This is a genomic window from Nitratidesulfovibrio sp. SRB-5, assembly GCF_019931275.1.
Classification (GTDB): domain Bacteria; phylum Desulfobacterota; class Desulfovibrionia; order Desulfovibrionales; family Desulfovibrionaceae; genus Cupidesulfovibrio.
This window is the reverse complement of record NZ_JAIOTY010000002.1, coordinates 937,376-956,158: the sequence shown is the minus strand read 5'-3', so window position 1 is coordinate 956,158 and position 18,783 is coordinate 937,376. Positions and strand designations below refer to the sequence as shown.

The following is an 18,783-nucleotide window of genomic DNA, read 5'->3' as shown; positions in this document are numbered from 1 at the left end:
TCATGAGGTAGCGATGACCCGTTCCCCGCAGGGTGCCGCCGGGCGCGGCGCCGCCCCCGCCACCGACCCCGTCACGTTGCTCCTGCCCGCCGCCGGGCAGGAGCTCCACTACGACGCCAACGCCGATTCCCGCTTCGCCCTGGGCTTTCCCACCGACGCCGCTGCCCTGGACCGCAACGGCGACGACCTGGTGTTCAGCTTTCCCGACGGTGGCCGCATCGTGCTTTCCGGGTTTTTCGAAGGCAACAACGCCGACCTGCTGCCGGAATTCAGCCTTCCCGAAGGCGGCACCGTTTCCGGCTACGATTTTCTGGCCGCGCTGGAGCCCGACCTGCTGCCCGCCGCGGGCCCCGGCGCGGGCGCGGGCGCGGCCGGTGGGGGCGTTGGCGACTACAGCGACGACCCTGGCAGCCTCATCGCGAGTATTGACCGGCTGGATCCGCTGACGCCGTTCTTCTGGAACAGCGCCGTGGAACCCACCCTGGAAGCCGAAGGCCCGCTGGATCCTGCATCGGGCTCCCTTGGCTCTTCCCTGCAACTGGTGGGGCCTGACGGCACCCTGGTCGGCACCCTGCACGGGTACGAGGACAACCAGCCCGGCCAGCACTTGCCCGGAGCCAACGACGGTTCCGTGGATGCCCACGCTGGCGACGGCACGGAACTGCCGCTGCAATTCGTCCTTGTCTTCACCCCCGCGGATAACGAAGTACTCGACCAGATCACCCTCACCGGGTTCACCCCCGGCACGCGCATCAGCATAGGCAATGCGGACTTCGACGATGCGGGCGACATCGTGGTCACCGGTTCCGGCCAGGCCATCACCCTGACCGCCGCGCAACTCGCCTCGGGCATCTACCTGCGCCCGCCGCAGGACAGCTCGGCGGACATGGGCATCACGGTCACCGCAACCATCACCGATCCCGATTCCGGGCTGTCCGCCACCATCGGCGGCAGCTTCACCATCGTCATCGACGCCGTGGCCGACAGGCCGGGCATCACCGATCCGGATGGCCTCGCGCTTGCGGGCAGCGAGGAAACGACGGTCACCATTCCCGTCTCCGCCACCTTCCACGACCTTGACGGCTCGGAACGCCACTACGTCGAAATCGACGGCGTGCCCGGCGACTGGACGCTGGACATGGGCAGCCTGCCCGCAGGCTGGACGCTGGTTTCCACCGTCACCGAAGACGGCCTGTCCACCCTGCGCTTCGAGGTGACCGAAGCGGCGGCGAACAACGATGGCGCGGTTTCGGCGTCGCTGACGTTCAACCCGCACGACTGGTCCGACGCCCGGCTGAACGACGGCACCCCCAACCCCCACGGCGCGGCGGAACTGACCGTAACCGCCATCGCGCAGGAAACCGCCGTGCCCGGCGAGCGGACGGACAACGACACCGCCACGTCCGACACCGCCACCATTGTCGTTTCCCGCGCGGAAGACATCCCCACCGTCACCGTGACCGGCGGCAACGCCCTCGTGCTGACCGTGGATGAATCGGCAAAACAACAGCACGACGACAAGGCCCTGTCGGCCCTGTCCCCCACCGCGCAAGGAATCCTTAGCGCTCTTGGCCTTGCGGACGCGCCCCTTTCCGCCTCCGACGGCCAGGTGAGGTACAACCTCGGCACGGACGGCGCGGGCGACCCGAACCCGGCCTCGGACAGCCAGCTTTCGCTGGCGTGGAACCTTGACCAGATCGCAACAGACCTTGCCGGGTTGAAAACCGCCGACGGCTCCGCCATCACGTGGAGCGTGCAGGCCGTGGACGGCCACGACGTGCTGGTGGGCACGAGCGGCGGCAAGACGGCCTGCGTGGTCATCCTTGCCGACAACGACGGCATCCTTTCCAACGGGGCGAACACCGCCACCGTCACCTTTGTCCAGTACATGCCCTTGCACCACGATGTGGCGAACAATGGCGACGACATCAAGGATCTGCCCTTCACCTTCACCGTCACCGACGACGAGGGCGATTCCGTCGACGCCACGGTGCTGGTGAACGTGCACGACGACGGGCCCAAGGCCACGGCGGACACGGCCACCTTCAACGAAGCCACGGACGCGGCCGCCAGCGGCAATGTGCTGGGCAACGACACGCCCGGCGTGGACGGTTGGGCCCATGGCGGCCCCTCGGTCGCGCGCTGGAACAACGTCCGCGTCACCGACTCGGACGGTTCCACCCCCGCGCACACCTACAAGGTGTACACGGGCATGGATGCGGACGGCTCGCCGACCGGCCCCGCCGGTTCCGGCACCATCGCCCCCGGCACCTACTACATCTACGACGCCACCACCAAGGAATTCGCGGGCACGCTAACGCTCGGCGCGGATGGCTCGTACCGCTTCACCCGTGCCGAAGGGCAGGACATCGACGACAAGTTCCAGATCAAGGTCAATTACACCACCAGCGCGGACAGCGACGGCGATACCGCATCATCGACGCTGACCATCAACGTCACGCCCGCTCCCAGGCTGGAGCTTTCCATAACCGGCGACACCTCGGTGCACGAAGACCCGGGCAACAGTTCCGGCATGTCCAACGTCGCGCACTACACCATTGCCATGGATTACGCCGGGCACGGCGACGCGGCGGCGGACAAGGCCAGCGGCACCTTCAGCTTCGACGTGACGCTGAAAGGCGTTTCCGAACTGCCCGCCGGCACCCCGTCCTCCGTCCATTACGACAACGACCTTGCGGACAACGGCGGGGCCAGCGGCAACATCAGCCAGACCGGCGACATCGTCTGGATGGTGCCCACGGTGGACGGGGCAGGCAACATCACCTCTTGGACGGCCACGTCCACGACCGATCTCGAAAGCGCCCTGAACGAGGCGCTCAAGGCGTACTACGGCACGGACAGCGCCGGTAACGCCCATGTCACCGTGGAGATGGATTCCGCCCTCAAGCTCACCTTCACCGTGCGCGACGGCGCGCCGCTGAAGGATCTGCCCCTTGCCATCCAGGCCGTGGACGACATGGTGGGCGACGACGGCGAAAGGTACGGCGTCGTGGTGGGCAACCTGACGCTGGGCGACGACACGCCCGGCTCGTTCGACGTGGCCATCACCAGGAACAAGGTAGACACCACCATCCACGACGAAGGCAACGGCCAGAACAGCGACGGCTTTCTGCTGGGGCTGGTGGACGGCTCGGTGCAGGAAAGCAGCAGGGACGCGGGCGTGGAAGTGCGCCTGTACGTCAATTCGGGCAACGGGGACTACTACACCGGTGACGCGCCGGTGCAGGACGTGACCGTCAGGCTGGACTTCTCGGACGGCAGCGCCAAGGCCGACGCCGACTACTTCGAAAGCGGCTCCTGCACCATTCCCGCCGGGGCGTGGACGTTGGTGACGACCACGGACGGCAGCGGCAACACCGTCAGCTACTACAAGGCCATCATTCCCGTGCAGCTTGCCGATGACCGGCTGAGCGAAGGCGCGGAGGGGTTCGAGGTCAAGATCACCGGCGTTTCCGGTCATGAGGCGGGCGTGTTTGGCGACGGTTCCGCCACCGTCACCATCACGGACGATACGGCACCCGGCCACGAGCCGAAGCTGGACGGCCCGGAGTTGCAGTACTTCGGCCCGGAAACCGTGGTGCGCGAGCCCGTGGCCCCCGGAGAATCCGCCGGGTTCGACACGGACGGCAACAACACCTCCGGGGACGGTTCGGTGAACACCGTGGGCTACACCATCATCCTCACCGATGTGGCGGCGGAGGACGTCGTGGTGTGGCTGAAGCTGGACGACGCCAGCCTCGGCAAGGACTTCAGGCTCGGCGAGGGCGTGCATGACGCCGCCACGGCCACCGGCCTGCCCGGCTACGCCGAAAAGCCGGACGGTGCCAACTACTACGTCATCGTCAAGGCGGGCGAAGCCTCGGCCCGGTTCACCGTGGACATCCTGCACGACCACGACACCGCAAGTGTTGACGGCGGCGTGGATTCCGGAACCGATGCCGTGTCGTGGACCATCGTGGACATGCAGGGCAGCGAGGTGGTGTACGACACGACCGCCCCCGCCAGCACCGGCGATGCCATCGCCGACGACATGCGCGGCCCGGTGGTGTCCATCACAGAACTGGACGTCACGCAACCCGGCGGCGGCACGTCCGAAATCGTCGTGAGCCTGAAAGAAGGCACACCCGTCAACGAAGACGTTGCCGTCACCCTCGAACTGGTGAAGAGCGACGGCACCACGGAGACGCACACCGTGGTCATCGAACAGGGCAAGACCTCCGCCACGCTTGATCTCACGGTGCCGAACACCGACTACTACCACGTGCGCATCGTGGGCAGCACCGGCGGCGAAACCCGGATCGACGACACCTTCCGCTTCGTGGACGTGGGCAACGGTGGCGGCTCCGGCCCCTTCAACGGGCGGCTGGTGCTGTCGCTGGATGCGTCGGACTCCATCGTCGAGAACGGCGGCGTGGCCAGCTACACCATCACCGGGCACCTGCCCGACAACTACATGCCGCTGCTGAACGGCGACGTCACCTTCACCCTGAAGACCTACGGCAACAGCGCCACCCAGGGCACGGACTACTCCGAAGGCGAAGTGACCGTGACCCTGAGCGCGGAACTGCTGGCCCGCATCAAGTACTTCGAGGGCGGCGACTTCACGCTGAAGCTCACCGACGACGGGAACGGCAATATCGTTGCCACCATCTGCGACAGCAACGGCACCCCCTTCACCCCTATCCTGCCGGGGGCCATCAAGGTGACGGGCGACCTGCCCGCCGCCATTGACGACAATCGCGTGGAAGGCGACGAGGCCTTCACCACCATCATCACCGGCACCAGTTCCAATGCCACTGTCTCCGGCAGCGACGGCGGCATGGCCGAAACCACCATCAAGGACGACGACGCGCCGCTGGTGAAGGTGGAAGTGACCGGCGGGCTTGATGAACACGGCAACGCCCACGAAGGCCAGGGTCCCGTCACCATCACCGTCAGCCTGGTGGACGCCCACGGCAACCCGCTGGACCCCGCCAACGGGCCCATCACCCTTGAACTGACCTTTGGCGGCGACGCCACGCGCGGAACCGACTTCGCGCCCTACACCACCACCGTGACCATCCTGCCCGGCCAGAACGGCAAGGCCACGGTCAGCGTGGCGCTGCCGGACGACTACATATCCGACGGCAACAAGACGCTGAGCGTGACGGCCACCATCAAGGGCAACGACCCGTACAACGACTACGGCGACACCCTTGCGGGCATATCCGGCACCACGGAAACACCCCTGACCATCATCGAGAGCGTGAACGGCCCCACGGCCACACTGGTCGCGGGCAGTACCTCCGTGTCCGAAGATGGCGGCAGCGCCGCCTTCCGCCTGACCATGGACAAGGCGGTGGAAGAACCCGTCGAGTTCGTCGTGGACGTGAAGTTCAACGAAGGCATGAACGGCAACGACCTCAAGGGCATCACCGTGGGCGGGGTTACCTACCGTCCGGGTGAAGGCAACGGGGACGGAACCGTCACGGTCACCGAGGTCCTCGACGGCGATGGCAACGTGACCGGCTGGCAGTTGCACCTTACCGTGGACAAGGGCGCTTCCGGCGCGGCGTTCAGCGTGGACGCCGCCAACGACCGCCTGTCCGAAGGCAACGAAACCTTCACCGTGTCCGTCTCCAACGCGGGCGACCTGAAGGGCGAAGTGACCCTTGCGGACAGCACGCCCATCGAGGTGACCGTCACCGACAGCCTCGACGGCCCGGCGGTGACCATGAGCGCGCCCGCCACGGTGAACGAAGGGGACAGCGCGGACATCACGCTGGCGTTCTCGAAGGCCGTGCAGGGAGAAGACGTCACCGTCACCATGAAGGTGGACATCGATGCGCTGGAACCGGACGCCACCGATCCTTCCGTCCACAGCGCCACGGTGACCATCAACGGCAGCCCGCAGGTCGTTGCCATCGCAGCCGATGGCACGCTTTCCTTCACCGTGCCCGTGGGTACCCCCGCGGGGAACGTGACGGTCAGCTTCCCCACGGCGGACACCACCGGCGCCGTGGGCGACAACGCGTCCCTTTCGGTGGAACTGGTTTCCGTCACGGGCGGCGAGGCCAGCGTGGGCGGCGCGCCCGCCATGACCGGCACCTATGTGGAGGAAGGCACCGGCTACGTGACCTACGCCGTGGCCGCCAACGCCGCCACCACCTCCACGTCCACGGTCACCTACACCCTGAACGGCGTGGCCGCTGCCACCGATGTATCATCCATCAAGGTGGGCAACGCCACCATCAGCACCATCGCCATCGGCGGCGGCGCCGTGACCGGCTTCACGCTCGGCGGCGTCACCTACACCGCGGACGGCGCGGGCGGCTTCGTCGACGGCCTTGGCAACGCAGCCCCCCTGTCGCTGTCGCTTTCGGGCGGCAAGCTGGCCATCAGCATGGCGCAAGGGGCTGGCACCATTGGCGCCACCATAACCGTTACCTTTGCGGACAACGCCAACAGCACCGCCAACCGCGCCAATGCCACGGTCAGCGGGGCCATCGTGCTGGGGGCGGCGGTGGTGGAAATCACGGACACCACGCAACCCATCGTGGCCGAAGACCTGCACCTCGTGGTGCTGGGCGATGCCGCCTCCGGCGTCACCCTGCCGGATAGCGTTCTGCTGAGCGCCGCCACGGACCCCAGCGCGCATGCCGAAGGCATGGTGTTCGGCATTGCCGGAGGGCTCGGGGTCACGGACGACGGCAGCGGCAATCTCACCCTGTCGGGGCTGGTCGACGGCAGCCACCAGTACACCTACACCGCCGCCGACGCTGGCGACGCCAACGACACGAATGACGCGACGCTGCACGTCACCGTGCAGGCCACGGTGACGGACGGGGATGGTGCGCCTTTGGGGCACGACTACGACGGTTCGTCCGTCACCCATGCGCAGGTGGTGGTGGGGTCCGGCCAGGGCGACACCATCACCGGCGGCGGCGGCAATGACCATCTCTACGGCGGCGCGGGCGACGACCACCTTTACGGCGGGGCCGGAAACGACGTGCTGCACGGCGGCGATGGTAATGACGTGCTGCACGGCGGCGACGGCAACGACTACCTCGATGGCGGCGCAGGGGTGAACACCCTGTACGGCGGCGCGGGCGATGACACCCTGGTGCTGCGCGACACCGGCGGCAGCACGGGCGTGGCGGACGGCCACCTCGACAGCCACGACTTCGCCGGGCTGCACGGCGGTGACGGCTACGACACCCTGCTGGTGCAGGGCGATGACGTGACCCTGGACTTCAGCCGCATCACGGCGGGCACGGTCACCGGCATCGAGGGCATCGACCTTACCGCCCACGGCGCGCAGCACGTCATCCTCAGCCTGGACGACCTGGCCTCCAGCGACACAGGTTCACTGGCGGTGGTGTTCGGCGAGGCCCCGGCACTTTCCGGCAGCACGGCGGCCAGTTCGGAACACGCGGCCGACGGCTCGGTTACCTTCACGGCGGCGGGGGGCGATTCGGTGACCCTTACCGGCCTTACCTCCACCCAGATCGCCAGCATCGGCGACCTGACCGATACCCATGACCACCAGTTGCTCATCCACCAGGTGGTCAGCTCCACGTCGGGCGGGTAGCCCGCCAGCGGCGCTCCCCTGAAACGCAATGCGGGCCGCTCCTTTCGGAGCGGCCCGCTTCGTTTCAATGTCCGGAACCTCGCGGAAGCCCGCACGTTGCCGTGTTCAACAACCGTGCACGCTACCCGCCGAGATAGGCCTTCTTCACTTCCGGGTCGTTCAGCAGCGAATCGGACGGGCCCTGCGCCACGATCTCGCCGGTGTCCAGCACGTAGCCGCGGCTGGCCACCTGCAAGGCAAGGCGGGCGTTCTGTTCCACCACGATGATGGTCAGCCCCTCGCGGTTCAGTTCCTTGAGGGTGCGGAACATCTCGTACATCAGCAGCGGAGCAAGGCCCATGGACGGTTCGTCCAGCAGCAGCACCTCGCAGCTGGTCATCAGCGCGCGGCCCACGGCCAGCATCTGCTGTTCGCCGCCGGACAGGGTGTCGCTGCGCTGGGTGCGCCGCTCCGCCAGGCGGGGGAACAGGTCGAAGATCCGTTCCAGGTCGCGGCTGATGGCCGGGTCGTTCTTGCGGGCGTAGGTGGCCAGCATCAGGTTTTCCATCACCGTCAGGTTGCCGAAGATGTGCCGCCCTTCGGGCACCAGCGCGATGTGCAGCTTGCTGACCACGTCGTGCGGTTCCACGTTCAGCAGCGACTTGCCCTTGAACAGGATGTCGCCGCCGCTGACCTTGGGCGCCTCCGGCGGGGGCAGGCGCATGATGGACTTCAGCGTGGTCGATTTGCCCGCGCCGTTGGCCCCGATGAGGGTGACGATCTCCCCTTCGTTCACATGGAACGAAAGGCCGTGCAACGCCTCGATATTGCCGTACTTTACGTAGAGATTCTCGATGGAGAGCAGCATCAGATCGTATCGTCTCCCAGGTATGCCTTGATGACCACCGGGTTGGACTGGATTTCCTCCGGCGTTCCTTCGGCAATGGTGCTACCGAAATCGATGACCTTGATCCATTCGCACAGGCTCATGACCACCTTCATCTGGTGTTCGATCATCCAGATGGCGATGTCGAACTCGTCGTGAATCCAGCGGATGAGCTTGATCAGCCCGTCCACGTCCGCCGAGTTCAGCCCCGCCGCCGGTTCGTCCAGCAGCAGCAGCTTCGGCCTGATGGACATGGCGCGGGCAATCTCCACCCGGCGCTGCAACCCGTAGGGCAGGTTGCGGGGCAGTTCGTGCGCGGCGTCCTTCAGGTCCATGGCCTCCAGCATTTCCCAGGCGATGGCGTCGATGTTGCCTTCGCTTCTGGTAAAACGGCCGGTACGCAGAAAGGCGTCCCAGATGGTGTAGCCAAGGCGGTGATGCTGGGCGATGCGGATGTTGTCCAGCACGCTCATCTCGTGCCACAGCCGGATGTTCTGGAAGGTGCGGGCAATGCCCCGCGCCGTCACCTGATGCGGGCGCAGGCCGGCCGTGGGCTGGCCGTCGAAGATGATCTGCCCTTCGGTGGGCTGGTAGAACCCGGAGACCAGGTTGAACACCGTGGTCTTGCCCGCGCCGTTGGGACCGATAAGCGCGATGAGCTTGCGCTCTTCCAGCGATATGTTGAAGTCGGAAACGGCCTGCAACCCGCCGAAGCGTTGCGTCACGCCTTTCATTTCAAGCAGCGGCATGTCCTCGTTCCCCTATTTGAACGTGTAGAAGCGGCGCAGCTTCGGGAAAACGCCCGAAAGCTCGCGGTTGCCCATGATGCCTTCGGGCCGGAACTGCATGAGCAGGATGAGGATGAGCGGGATGAGCACCCACTTCCACACCTGGCTCAGTTCGTACCCGGCGGGCAACAGGTTGACCGCGTGCAGGGCCGCATCCAGACCGGGAATGACGAAGCGCAGCGATTCGAGCAGCAGCGTGAACAGGATGGCCGCCATGACCGAACCGGACAGCGAGGCCATGCCGCCAAGGTAGACCATGACCAGGCCTTCCGTGGACTTCAGGATGTTGAAGGCCTGCGGGTTCACGTAGCCGTACACGTGGGCGTACAGCGCACCGGCCACCCCGGCGAGGCCGGACGACACCATGAAGGCCACCAGCTTCACGTGGTTGGTGTCCACGCTCATGATCTCGGCGGCCACCTCGTCCTGGCACACGGCGGAAATGCCCTTGCCGTACGTGGAGTTGACCAGGCGGCGCAGCAGCCACACCGAGAACAGCGTGCCCAGAATCACCCAGATGAACATCCAGGGGATGTCCACCATGTCGCGCATGCCGTTGATGACCCGCTTCATGCCGTGAAAGCCACGCGGGCCGCCGATGATGTCCAAGTTCTCGATGACCGAAATGACGATGTAGTTGGCGGCGATGGTGATGATGGCCAGGTAGTCGCCGCGCGTGCGGAACGAGGGCAGCGCCACCAGCAGGCCGAACACCGACGAGACAAGCCCGGCCACGATCAGCACCACGGGGAACAGCATGGGGGCCAGTTCCGGCGGCAGCAGCGCGTCGCCCACCAGCTTGTTGGAGGTGAACAGCACCACCGAAAGCACCGACGAGGCGTAGGCGCCCACGCACATGAACCCGGCGTGCCCGCACGAGAACTCGCCCATGTAGCCGTTCACGACGTTCAGGCTGCTGGCGAAGATGATGTTGATGCCCATGAACATGAGCACCGTCTGGGTGTACTGGTCTATGACGTTGAACTGCGCCAGCAGCACAAGGCCAAGGCACAGCGCCGCCAGTGCGGCGTTGAGGGTGTATTTCTGCATGTTCGCGTATCCTCTGGCGTGCGTCGCGGGTTAGATCTTGGTGGTCTTTGCCACGCCGAAGAGACCGGTGGGCCGTTGCCACAGGATCATCAGCAGGATGGTGAAGGCGAACAGGTCCCTGAAGGTAGAGGGCAGGAACGCCGCCACCATGATCTCGATGAACGCCAGCAGAAAGCCGCCGATGAACGCCCCGCGAATGTCGCCGATGCCGCCCACCACCGCCGCGATGAAGGCCTTCCAGCCCACCATGGCGCCCATGTAGGGATCGAGGATGGGGTAGGACATGGCGAAGAGCAGCCCGGCAAGGCCCGCAAAGCCCGACCCCAGCACGAAGGTGAACACGATGATCGAATCCAGCGGAATGCCCATCAGCGGCAGCGCGAACTTGTCCCACGCCACCGCGCGCATGGCCATGCCGATGCGGGTGCGCGTGACGATGAATTGCAGCAGGAAGAACACCAGGAACGCCGTGATGATGACCCACACTTTCAGGTTGGTCACCGACACGGAGCCGAAGGTGTACACCACCTTGTCCACCATGTCGGGCAGCTTGCGGCGGCTGGCGCCCAGCAGGGCGAGGTTGCCGTTTTCAAGGATAAGCCCGCACATCAGGGCGGTGATGACCACGTACAGACGGTGCGCGCCCTTGCGCCGCAGGGGGCGGTAGGCGATGCGCTCCAGCGTCACGCCGACCCCGGCGGTAAGCAGCATGGTCAGCGGCACGGTCAGCGCCAGCGCGGCCCAGCCGGGCAGGTTGAATACGCCCATAAGGTCGCCCAGCAGCAGCGAAGAGACGAAAAATGCGATGTACGCGCCCACCATGAATATGTCGCCGTGGGCGAAGTTGATGAGCAGCAGCACGCCGTACACCAGGGTGTAGCCCAGGGCGATCAGTGCGTAGAAGCTGCCCCACTGGAGCGCGTTGAACAGGTTCTGGATGAAGATTTCCACAGTCCCGAAACCCTCCGTGGAACGGTTTGCCCCTTGGCGCGCGCCGTGCACGCGTCAGGGGGGCAGAACACGGGCGGCGCGTCGTGCGCGCCGTCCGTGAAAGGTGATTCGTATGTTCCGCTTCACAGGTGCCAGGTTCCGGATGGGAACCCGCGCAGGGCGGCACCTTGGCCGGGCGGCAACCCGGCACGCCGCAGGGGCGGCGCGGATGGAAGCGGAAGCCGCGCTGTGCGTGCGGCGGAAAAGGCCCCGCGCGGCCAGAGGGCCGCGCGGGGATTCATCATACTACTTGGGGCAGACCGATTCGGCGAAGGTGAATTCGCCCTTCTCGCTGATCTTGACGACCACGGCGCACTTGATGGGGTCGCGGTTTTCGTCGAAGCTCATCTTGCCGGTGATGCCGTCGAAGCTCTTGATGTTGACCATGGCGTCGCGCACGGCCTTGCGCATCTTGCGGGTATCGGAGTCAACCTTGCCCACGCTCTGGATGGCCTGAAGCACGAGACGGGTGGCGTCCCAGGTCAGCGCGGCCACGTCGTCGGGGATGTAGCCGTACTTGTTGTTGTACTTGTCGATGAATTCCTTGGTGGCGCCGGTGGCGCCAGCGGCGGCGTAGTGGGTGGAGAAGTACTGGCCCACGCATTCCTTGCCGCACAGGTCCATCAGCTCGGCGGAACCCCAGGCGTCGGAGCCCATGAACGGACCCTTGTAGCCAAGGTCGCGCGCCTGCTTCACGATGAGGGCGACGATGTTGTAGTTCTCAGGCAGGAAGATGAAGTCGGGCTTGGCGGCGACGACCTTGGTCAGCTGGGCCGAGAAGTCCTGGTCCTTGGTGCCGTGCGATTCCATGCCCACCACGGAACCGGCGCCGTGCATCTTCTCCCACTCCGCCTTGAAGAACTCGGCAAGGCCCTTCGAGTAGTCGTTGGAGATGTCGAACAGCACGGCGGCCTTCTTGGCCTTGAACTGCTTGGTGGCGAAGTTGGCCACCACGGGGGCCTGGAAGGGATCCAGGAAGGCGGCGCGGAACACCCAGGGGCGGCCCTTGGTGGTATCCGGGTTGGTGGACCAGGGCGAGATCATCGGGGTTTCGTTGTCGTTGGCAACGCCGCCGGCGGGCACGGCCTGCTTGGACGACTGCGGGCCGACCACGGCCAGCACTTGGTCGCGCTCGATGACCTTCAGCATGGCGTTGACGGCGGATTCGGGCTTGGCTTCGTTGTCCTCGAACACGAATTCGAGCTTGTACTTCTTGCCACCCACATCCAGGCCGCCCTTGCCGTTGATTTCTTCGCGCAGCATTTCGGCGGCAAACTTCGAGGCCTCGCCCACCTTGGGGATGTCACCGGTCAGGGGAATGACGAAGCCGAGCTTGATGGTGTCGGCGGCGAACGCCTGGCCCGACAGCACCAGCAGAAGTGCCAGCACGAGCAATACTGTCTTCTTCATCTTTGCCTCCTCGCAGGGAAACTAGGGTTTTGGATAGCGGTTTAGTATCGCAATCAGACCATGAAGGGAACCGCTTTCTTCAATAATGTCTTTTTTGTAAAACTGACATTATTTCAGTATGTTACTATTTTACCATTTTGTTATTGAATTTTATCCCGTCATGCTGGACAGTTAGATGGCCATAAGGCATCATGCACAACATGCCGTGCGTCAGGGGACGCCACGTGGCCCCGCGCCGCCCTACTTGCCGGTATGCCGTGGTAATCCGGCATGTTCCGCAACTTTGACCGGATTTTCGGCCCGGCACCCCGCCTGCCCCCACGTGGTCGCGCCCACTTGACACGACAAGATTGTTCATTCAACCCATTCTCGCCATGCACCACCAGAGCGCCCTGCGCTTCCACAAGTTCAGCCCCGGCGGCAACACCACCATTCTCGTCACCGATCCGGTGCCCGCGCCCCTGCGCGCCGCCGTGGCGGCGGAACTGATGGGAGAGCACCACGTGCACGCCGAGCAGGTGGGCTTTGTCACGCTGGCTGGCGCATACCCGCGTATCGACATGATGGGCGGCGAATTCTGCGGCAACGCCTGTCGCTCGCTGGCCGCGCTGCTGGCGCTGAAGCGCGTGCTGCATGTCGGGCCCGGCGGGCTCATGTCCGGGGCCATTGCCAGTTCCGGCGTATCCGGCACCCTGCCGGTACGGGTGGTGCAGACCCCGCACGGCCCGGATGCCGCCGTGCGCATGCCCCTGCCGGCCTTCGCCTTCGCCTCCGCCACGCGCCCCGCGTCGGCAGAGGGGGCGGAGCCCCATGCATTGGCAGGATCGGCGGAGGCGGCGGTAACGGTTCCGAAACGGGCGGATCAGGACGGCGCGGCGTTCCAACTGGTGCAGCCGCTGGCCGAAGGACTGGAACTGGTGCGCTTGCCGGGCATCGTCCACCTGCTTCTGGACGCCTCCGTGCACCCCTTCCCCGACGACTGGCAGGCCCAGGCCCGCGTGCTCATTGCCCGCCACGGTCTGGAGGACGAACCCGCGGCCGGTTGCATCTGGCACCACGGCCCCCTGGCGGCCCCCTCCATCACCCCTGTGGTCCGGGTGCGCGACACCGACAGCATCCTTCTCGAATCCGCCTGCGGATCCGGCTCGCTGGCCTACGGCCTGCACCGGGCCGCCGCGACCGGCGGCGAGACGGCACTGGCGGTGCGCCAGCCCAGCGGCGCCACCATTCGCGTTTCGGTCAGCCGCCGCGACGGCCTGACACCAGAGGCATGGATAGGCGGCACGGTGCGCCACGTGGCCAGCGGCACCGCCTACCTGTACGGCGACCAGCACGCCTAGCCCCGGCATCCCTCACCCCGCACCGCGCGCACGGCTTTCCCTGCATCGACGGTGCGTTGCCTGGCGCCGGTCGCGTGCCCGATTGACGGCGCCGTAACCTTTCCGTAACAATGCATGAACGGGAACCTCCCGAAATCACGAAGGCTCGCCCCGTCGTTCCCGTCATCGCCAGGCCTCGGCTGCCGAAAACATCGCAACCTTCACGGACGCACGACGTCACTGCGACATATCCATGGCATTTCGCACACTTTTCTTCGATCAGCAGGACCACGAGCTGTTGCTCATGGTCAACAAGGTGCTGGAGAAGGCCCGCACTCCCAGCCCCTTCGTGCGCAAGCTGTTCGACGCCAGCCTGCATCCGCACGGCATCAAGGAGCTTTCCGTCTCGCGCGAACTGCGCGTGGCCTACGCGGTGATCAACCTGCTGGACTCGCTGGAAGCGGGTCTGGCGGAAGACCGCCTGCTGGCCCTCCAGACCCTGCGCGACGAGGTGCTGTACAGTGCGCAGACCGGCCTGCGCCGCAACACGGCGCGCGTGCTCATCCAGATCATGAAGGATCTTGTGCGTGCCCACGGCGACACCTGCCGCCAGCTCAAGCTGGCGCACGATTTCCGGCGCGCCGCATCGGGCAAGCCGCGCATCGTGCGCGACCTGCTGGCCCAGTATCACCTGCTGGAAATGCCGGAAGAATGGAACCAGCTGGCCTTCGACAACCACGTGCACGATGCCAACACCAAGGGCCGCAAGAATCCCACGCACCTCATCATGGATGCGTGGATCAAGGGCATTCGGCACCTTACGGTCATCTATTACAACTTCGTGGAGTCCTCGGCCGCACGCGAGCTGATGCAGGCAGCCGACATCATGGGGGTTTCCGTCCGCATCGGGGTGGAATTCCGGGTACCGGCGCGCAACAAGTACGCGGAACTCATCTGGGTGCCGCGCGGCTTTTCCGATTCGCAGGGGTTTCTGTCGTTTCTGGAGGAAACACCCACCCAGCATCTGATGCAGGAAGGCCGCAAGGCCTCGCAATATCTCGCGGAATACGTCTTGCAGGTGCTGCGCCGCTACAACGAGCGCCACCGCCGCACCATCAACGACGAATTCGGCCTGACCCTGGAACCCCTGCACCGCGAAGAGTTCCTGGCCTTCGTGGGCACCGGGCAGCCCTCGCTGCTGCACCTGGCGGAATTCATCCACAAGCGGCTGGTGCCCGCCCTGCAGGGGCGCGTCGAGGAACTGCGCGACGAATGGGCCATCGCCACCCAGCCCGATCGCGAGGCCATAGAGGCCCTGGTGCAGCGACTGGACGCGCTGGACGCCGAGACCGTGCACGACCTGTGGCTGGCCCCGTCCTGCAACCCGGACATCCCTTCTGCCTTCGTGCCCCACGAGGGGGCCGACGTGCCCGACATCCTGCGCACGCCCCCCCGCGCCCTGCTGGACTGGCTGACCAGCCTGCACAGCGGCTACCGCATCACCCTGAACCTCTCGGAACTCACCGTGGCCGACGTGCTCGAGCTGCTGTGGGACTGCGAGGGGCTGATCACCCACCTCGAACTGTTCAACCTCAAGGACTGGGCGGAAGGCGACGAGGCCCACGTGGCCAACATCCGCGCCATCAACGAACTGCAACTGGCCATCAACAGCGGCAGCGCGCCACGGCTGAAGCGGCTCATCCGCGCGCTGATCCGCGACTACGCGGAATCCGGTGCGGAATCCGGCGCGGAAAACGCCGCCGAACGCTGCGAAAAATTCCGCCGCATCCTCCGCAACATTCCCCGGTTGCAAGCGTTCTACAAGTCGGTGCAGCTCAAGTCGCGCATCGGCAGCGACTCCACCAGCCGCTCGCACCGGGTGCACGGCATGGGGCTGGTGTTCCGCGAAACGCTCCCGCCCCGCGCCCAGAAGCAGATCGACGACCCGCGCGACACCATGCGCCAGATCATCCCCGTGCACACAGAGGTGTACCTGCGCGAAAGCATGCTGGAGCGGCGCACCCCCGTGCTGCCCAGCTCCATGCTGGTCAACCTGATACGGCGGTTGCCGGGATGTTCGCGCTTCGGTTTTCGCCGGTCGCGCGAATGGGTGGTGCGCACCGACACCTCGCGCGTGACCCCGCGCGGCAACATCGCCACCCTGGGGGGCTTCGCGCGCAGCGGCGGCAACGGCCTTTCGCTGCACCAGCGCGGCGGGGCGGTGTGCAAGCGCTGGATGGGCATGCGCTACCTGAACACCGGTGTATCCAACGCGCTGAAGGTGCTGGCCGGATTCATCCCCGCGGTGCTCTCGTTCATGCAGACCCAGGACAGCCTGCTCACCGCCATGTTGTGGACCACCATATGGTTCGGCATCACCGGGGTGCGCAACGTCATCCAGGCAGTGACGGGCGGCGGCGGCATAAGCCGTTCTCCCCTGTTGCGCTGGAACGACTACGTGAGTTGGAGCAGGATAAGCGATTCGCTGCTGTTCACGGGCATTTCCGTGCCACTGCTGGAAAACGTCATCCGCGTGCTATTGCTGGAACAAGGCTTCGGACTGACGGTGAGCAACAACCCCGCTCTGGTCTACGCCGTCATTTCAGCTGCCAACGGGGCCTACATCGCCGCGCACAACATTTACCGGGGCCTGCCCAAAGAGGCGGTTCTCGGCAACATCTTCCGCAGCGTGCTGGCCATACCCACCTCACTGCTCTACAGCGAGATGGTGGTAGAACTGTTGGTGCTGATGCACGTACCCAACCCCACCGCACTCATCCAGCCCTATGCGGCGGTCATCTCCAAGATGGCTTCCGACACCATTGCCGGTGCCGTGGAAGGCTACGCAGACCGCAACAACAACATGCGCATCCGCCGCTGGGACTACGAAAGCAAGCTGTACCAGTTGTTCGATGCCTTCTCCAGGCTGGAACTGCGGTTCCCCGAAGAAGACGTGCTGGAGATGCTCTCGCAGCCCAAGCAGTTCATCCGCACGGTGGAGGCCGAGGCAGAAGACCTGGAGCGCACCATCATCATCAACGCCCTGGACCTGATGTACTTCTGGATGTACCAGCCACGGGCGCGCAGCGTGCTTTCACTGCTGGTGCGCGAAATGTCGCCGGAGGAAATGGCCATCCTGGCCCGCTCGCAGATGGTGCTGACCCGCGAGCGCGAGGTGAGCCAGCTGTTCGTGGACGGCATCGTGGGCAAGAACTTCTCCAAGCCCCTGGCCTTCTATCTGGATCGCAACGTGGAATACCTGACGGCCATGTCGCAGCTCACCGGCGTGGACACGGTGGGCAACCGGGTAGCCTCGCCCGTCTAGCACGGGCGTCTTGCCTGCACGTCAATCCGCACCCCTTGCCCGGCCCGCGCTTTCGTGCCATACAGGCCGCGCGAGCCGCGGTAACCCCGCCTTTGCTCGCCCCACTGGCCCCGCTTCGGCGGGGCTTTCCTTTTGGCGTGCCCCTCCACCCCGCCATCCCCCGCCCGTCATTTCGCAGCCCGTCATTTCGCAGCCCCGGCATCACCTGCACGGCCCGTTGCCCACGGCCAGCGGCATCCGCCCGGCTTGCCATCCCTCCGCGCCAGCCTTCCCGCTGGGCCCCTACCGCCTGCCCACCTGCCTCCCCGTTCCCGCCAGGGAACCCGGTTACTTTTCCGGACCTTCTTGTGCGAACCCCCAAGCTGCCCTACCATGCAAGGCAAACATCCACCTCTGCCCCACGCGGGAGGCACACATGACCGCATCGTCCGGAACATCCAAGGCCATCTTCTTTCATGAAACCGGCGGGCCGGAGGTGCTGCGCTGGGAAGACCACCACCCCGGCACGCCCGGCCCCGGCGAAGCCCTGGTGCGCCATGGTGCCGTGGGGCTCAACTTCATCGACGTGTACCACCGCACCGGGCTGTACCCGCTGCCCTCGCTGCCCGCCATCCCCGGCATGGAGGGCGCGGGCACCGTGGAGGCCGTGGGCGACGGCGTGACCGAGATGACCGGGGTGCGCCCCGGCGACCGGGTGGCCTACGCGGGCAATCCGGTGGGGGCCTATGCCGAACGCCGCCTGATTCCCGCCCACCGGCTGGTGGCGCTGCCGGGCGACATCGACTTCGTCACGGCGGCGGGCATGATGCTGCGCGGCATGACCGCGCGCTACCTGCTGTACGGCTGCTACCCGGTGACGGAGGGCACCACCATGCTGGTGCATGCGGCGGCGGGGGGCGTGGGGTCGCTGGTGGTGCCGTGGGCGCGGCATCTGGGGGCCATGGTCATCGGCACGGCGGGCGACGAGGCCAAGGCCGAGCGCGCGCGGGCCAACGGCTGCCAGCACGTCATCCTGTACCGGCAGGAGGACGTTGCGGCCAGGGTGCGCGAACTCACCGACGGGCGCGGCGTGGACGTGGTGTACGATTCGGTGGGGCAGGCCACGTTCATGGCCTCGCTGGACTGCCTGCGGCCCATGGGCACCATGGTTTCGTTCGGGCAGTCGTCCGGCAGCGTGGAGCCGTTCAACCCCGGCCTGCTGGCGGCCAAGGGCTCGCTGTTCCTCACCCGGCCCAGCCTGATGCACTACACGGCAAAGCGGGACGACCTGCTGGCCCATGCCCGCGACCTGTTCGACGTGGTGCGCGCGGGCATCGTGCAGGTGCAGGTGAACCAGACCTTCCCGCTGGCGCAGGCCGCCGACGCGCACCGCGCGCTGGAATCGCGCCGGACCACCGGGTCCACGGTGCTGCTGGTGTAGGAAGAAAGCGGAGACGGAAGCCCGC

9 protein-coding genes are annotated in these 18,783 nt (G+C 65.9%); 4 read left to right on the top strand and 5 right to left on the bottom strand.

Annotation, left to right across the window (positions count from 1 at the left end; genetic code table 11):
- Positions 1–13 precede the first annotated feature (13 nt).
- Positions 14–7,591 (top strand): Calx-beta domain-containing protein, encoded by a 7,578-nt coding sequence (locus K6142_RS11395; protein WP_190245442.1) that lies wholly within the window; start codon positions 14–16, stop codon positions 7,589–7,591.
- A gap of 121 nt (positions 7,592–7,712) precedes the next feature.
- On the opposite strand, the gene K6142_RS11390 is transcribed toward K6142_RS11395, so the two are convergent.
- The 5 genes from K6142_RS11390 to K6142_RS11370 all read right to left on the bottom strand — a co-directional run bounded on the left by K6142_RS11390 (position 7,713) and on the right by K6142_RS11370 (position 12,694).
- Positions 7,713–8,438: an ABC transporter ATP-binding protein gene (locus tag K6142_RS11390; protein WP_190245441.1), complete on the bottom strand. Its 726-nt coding sequence runs from the start codon at positions 8,436–8,438 to the stop codon at positions 7,713–7,715.
- Positions 8,438–9,205 (bottom strand): ABC transporter ATP-binding protein, encoded by a 768-nt coding sequence (locus K6142_RS11385; protein ID WP_190245440.1) that lies wholly within the window; start codon positions 9,203–9,205, stop codon positions 8,438–8,440. The genes K6142_RS11390 and K6142_RS11385 overlap by 1 nt, the downstream gene beginning before the upstream one ends.
- 12 nt (positions 9,206–9,217) lie before the next feature.
- Complete coding sequence (locus K6142_RS11380) at positions 9,218–10,294, bottom strand: branched-chain amino acid ABC transporter permease (protein WP_190245439.1); 1,077 nt, start codon at positions 10,292–10,294, stop codon at positions 9,218–9,220.
- Positions 10,295–10,324: 30 nt separating this feature from the next.
- Complete coding sequence (locus K6142_RS11375; protein ID WP_190245438.1) at positions 10,325–11,245, bottom strand: branched-chain amino acid ABC transporter permease; 921 nt, start codon at positions 11,243–11,245, stop codon at positions 10,325–10,327.
- 285 nt (positions 11,246–11,530) lie between these two features.
- Positions 11,531–12,694: an ABC transporter substrate-binding protein gene (locus tag K6142_RS11370; RefSeq protein ID WP_012612309.1), complete on the bottom strand. Its 1,164-nt coding sequence runs from the start codon at positions 12,692–12,694 to the stop codon at positions 11,531–11,533.
- Between the two features lie 350 nt (positions 12,695–13,044).
- Here K6142_RS11370 and K6142_RS11365 point away from each other — a divergent pair, with 350 nt between their 5' ends.
- From K6142_RS11365 to K6142_RS11355, 3 genes are all read left to right on the top strand, one after another.
- Positions 13,045–14,034 (top strand): diaminopimelate epimerase, encoded by a 990-nt coding sequence (locus tag K6142_RS11365; RefSeq protein ID WP_223290409.1) that lies wholly within the window; start codon positions 13,045–13,047, stop codon positions 14,032–14,034.
- Positions 14,035–14,266: 232 nt separating this feature from the next.
- Positions 14,267–17,338 carry a hypothetical protein gene (locus K6142_RS11360; protein ID WP_190245437.1) on the top strand — a complete coding sequence of 1,024 codons (3,072 nt, stop codon included), beginning with the start codon at positions 14,267–14,269 and terminating at the stop codon, positions 17,336–17,338.
- 415 nt (positions 17,339–17,753) lie between these two features.
- A complete protein-coding gene (locus K6142_RS11355; protein WP_190245436.1) occupies positions 17,754–18,758 on the top strand; it encodes a quinone oxidoreductase family protein in 1,005 nt (334 codons plus the stop codon).
- Positions 18,759–18,783 lie beyond the last annotated feature (25 nt).

Coding starts and splice junctions, on each gene's coding strand:
- K6142_RS11395 (WP_190245442.1), top strand. CDS start 14: ATGACCCGTTCCCCGCAGGGTGCCGCCGGGCGCGGCGCCGCCCCCGCC.
- K6142_RS11390 (WP_190245441.1), bottom strand. CDS start 8,438: ATGCTGCTCTCCATCGAGAATCTCTACGTAAAGTACGGCAATATCGAG.
- K6142_RS11385 (WP_190245440.1), bottom strand. CDS start 9,205: ATGCCGCTGCTTGAAATGAAAGGCGTGACGCAACGCTTCGGCGGGTTG.
- K6142_RS11380 (WP_190245439.1), bottom strand. CDS start 10,294: ATGCAGAAATACACCCTCAACGCCGCACTGGCGGCGCTGTGCCTTGGC.
- K6142_RS11370 (WP_012612309.1), bottom strand. CDS start 12,694: ATGAAGAAGACAGTATTGCTCGTGCTGGCACTTCTGCTGGTGCTGTCG.
- K6142_RS11360 (WP_190245437.1), top strand. CDS start 14,267: ATGGCATTTCGCACACTTTTCTTCGATCAGCAGGACCACGAGCTGTTG.
- K6142_RS11355 (WP_190245436.1), top strand. CDS start 17,754: ATGACCGCATCGTCCGGAACATCCAAGGCCATCTTCTTTCATGAAACC.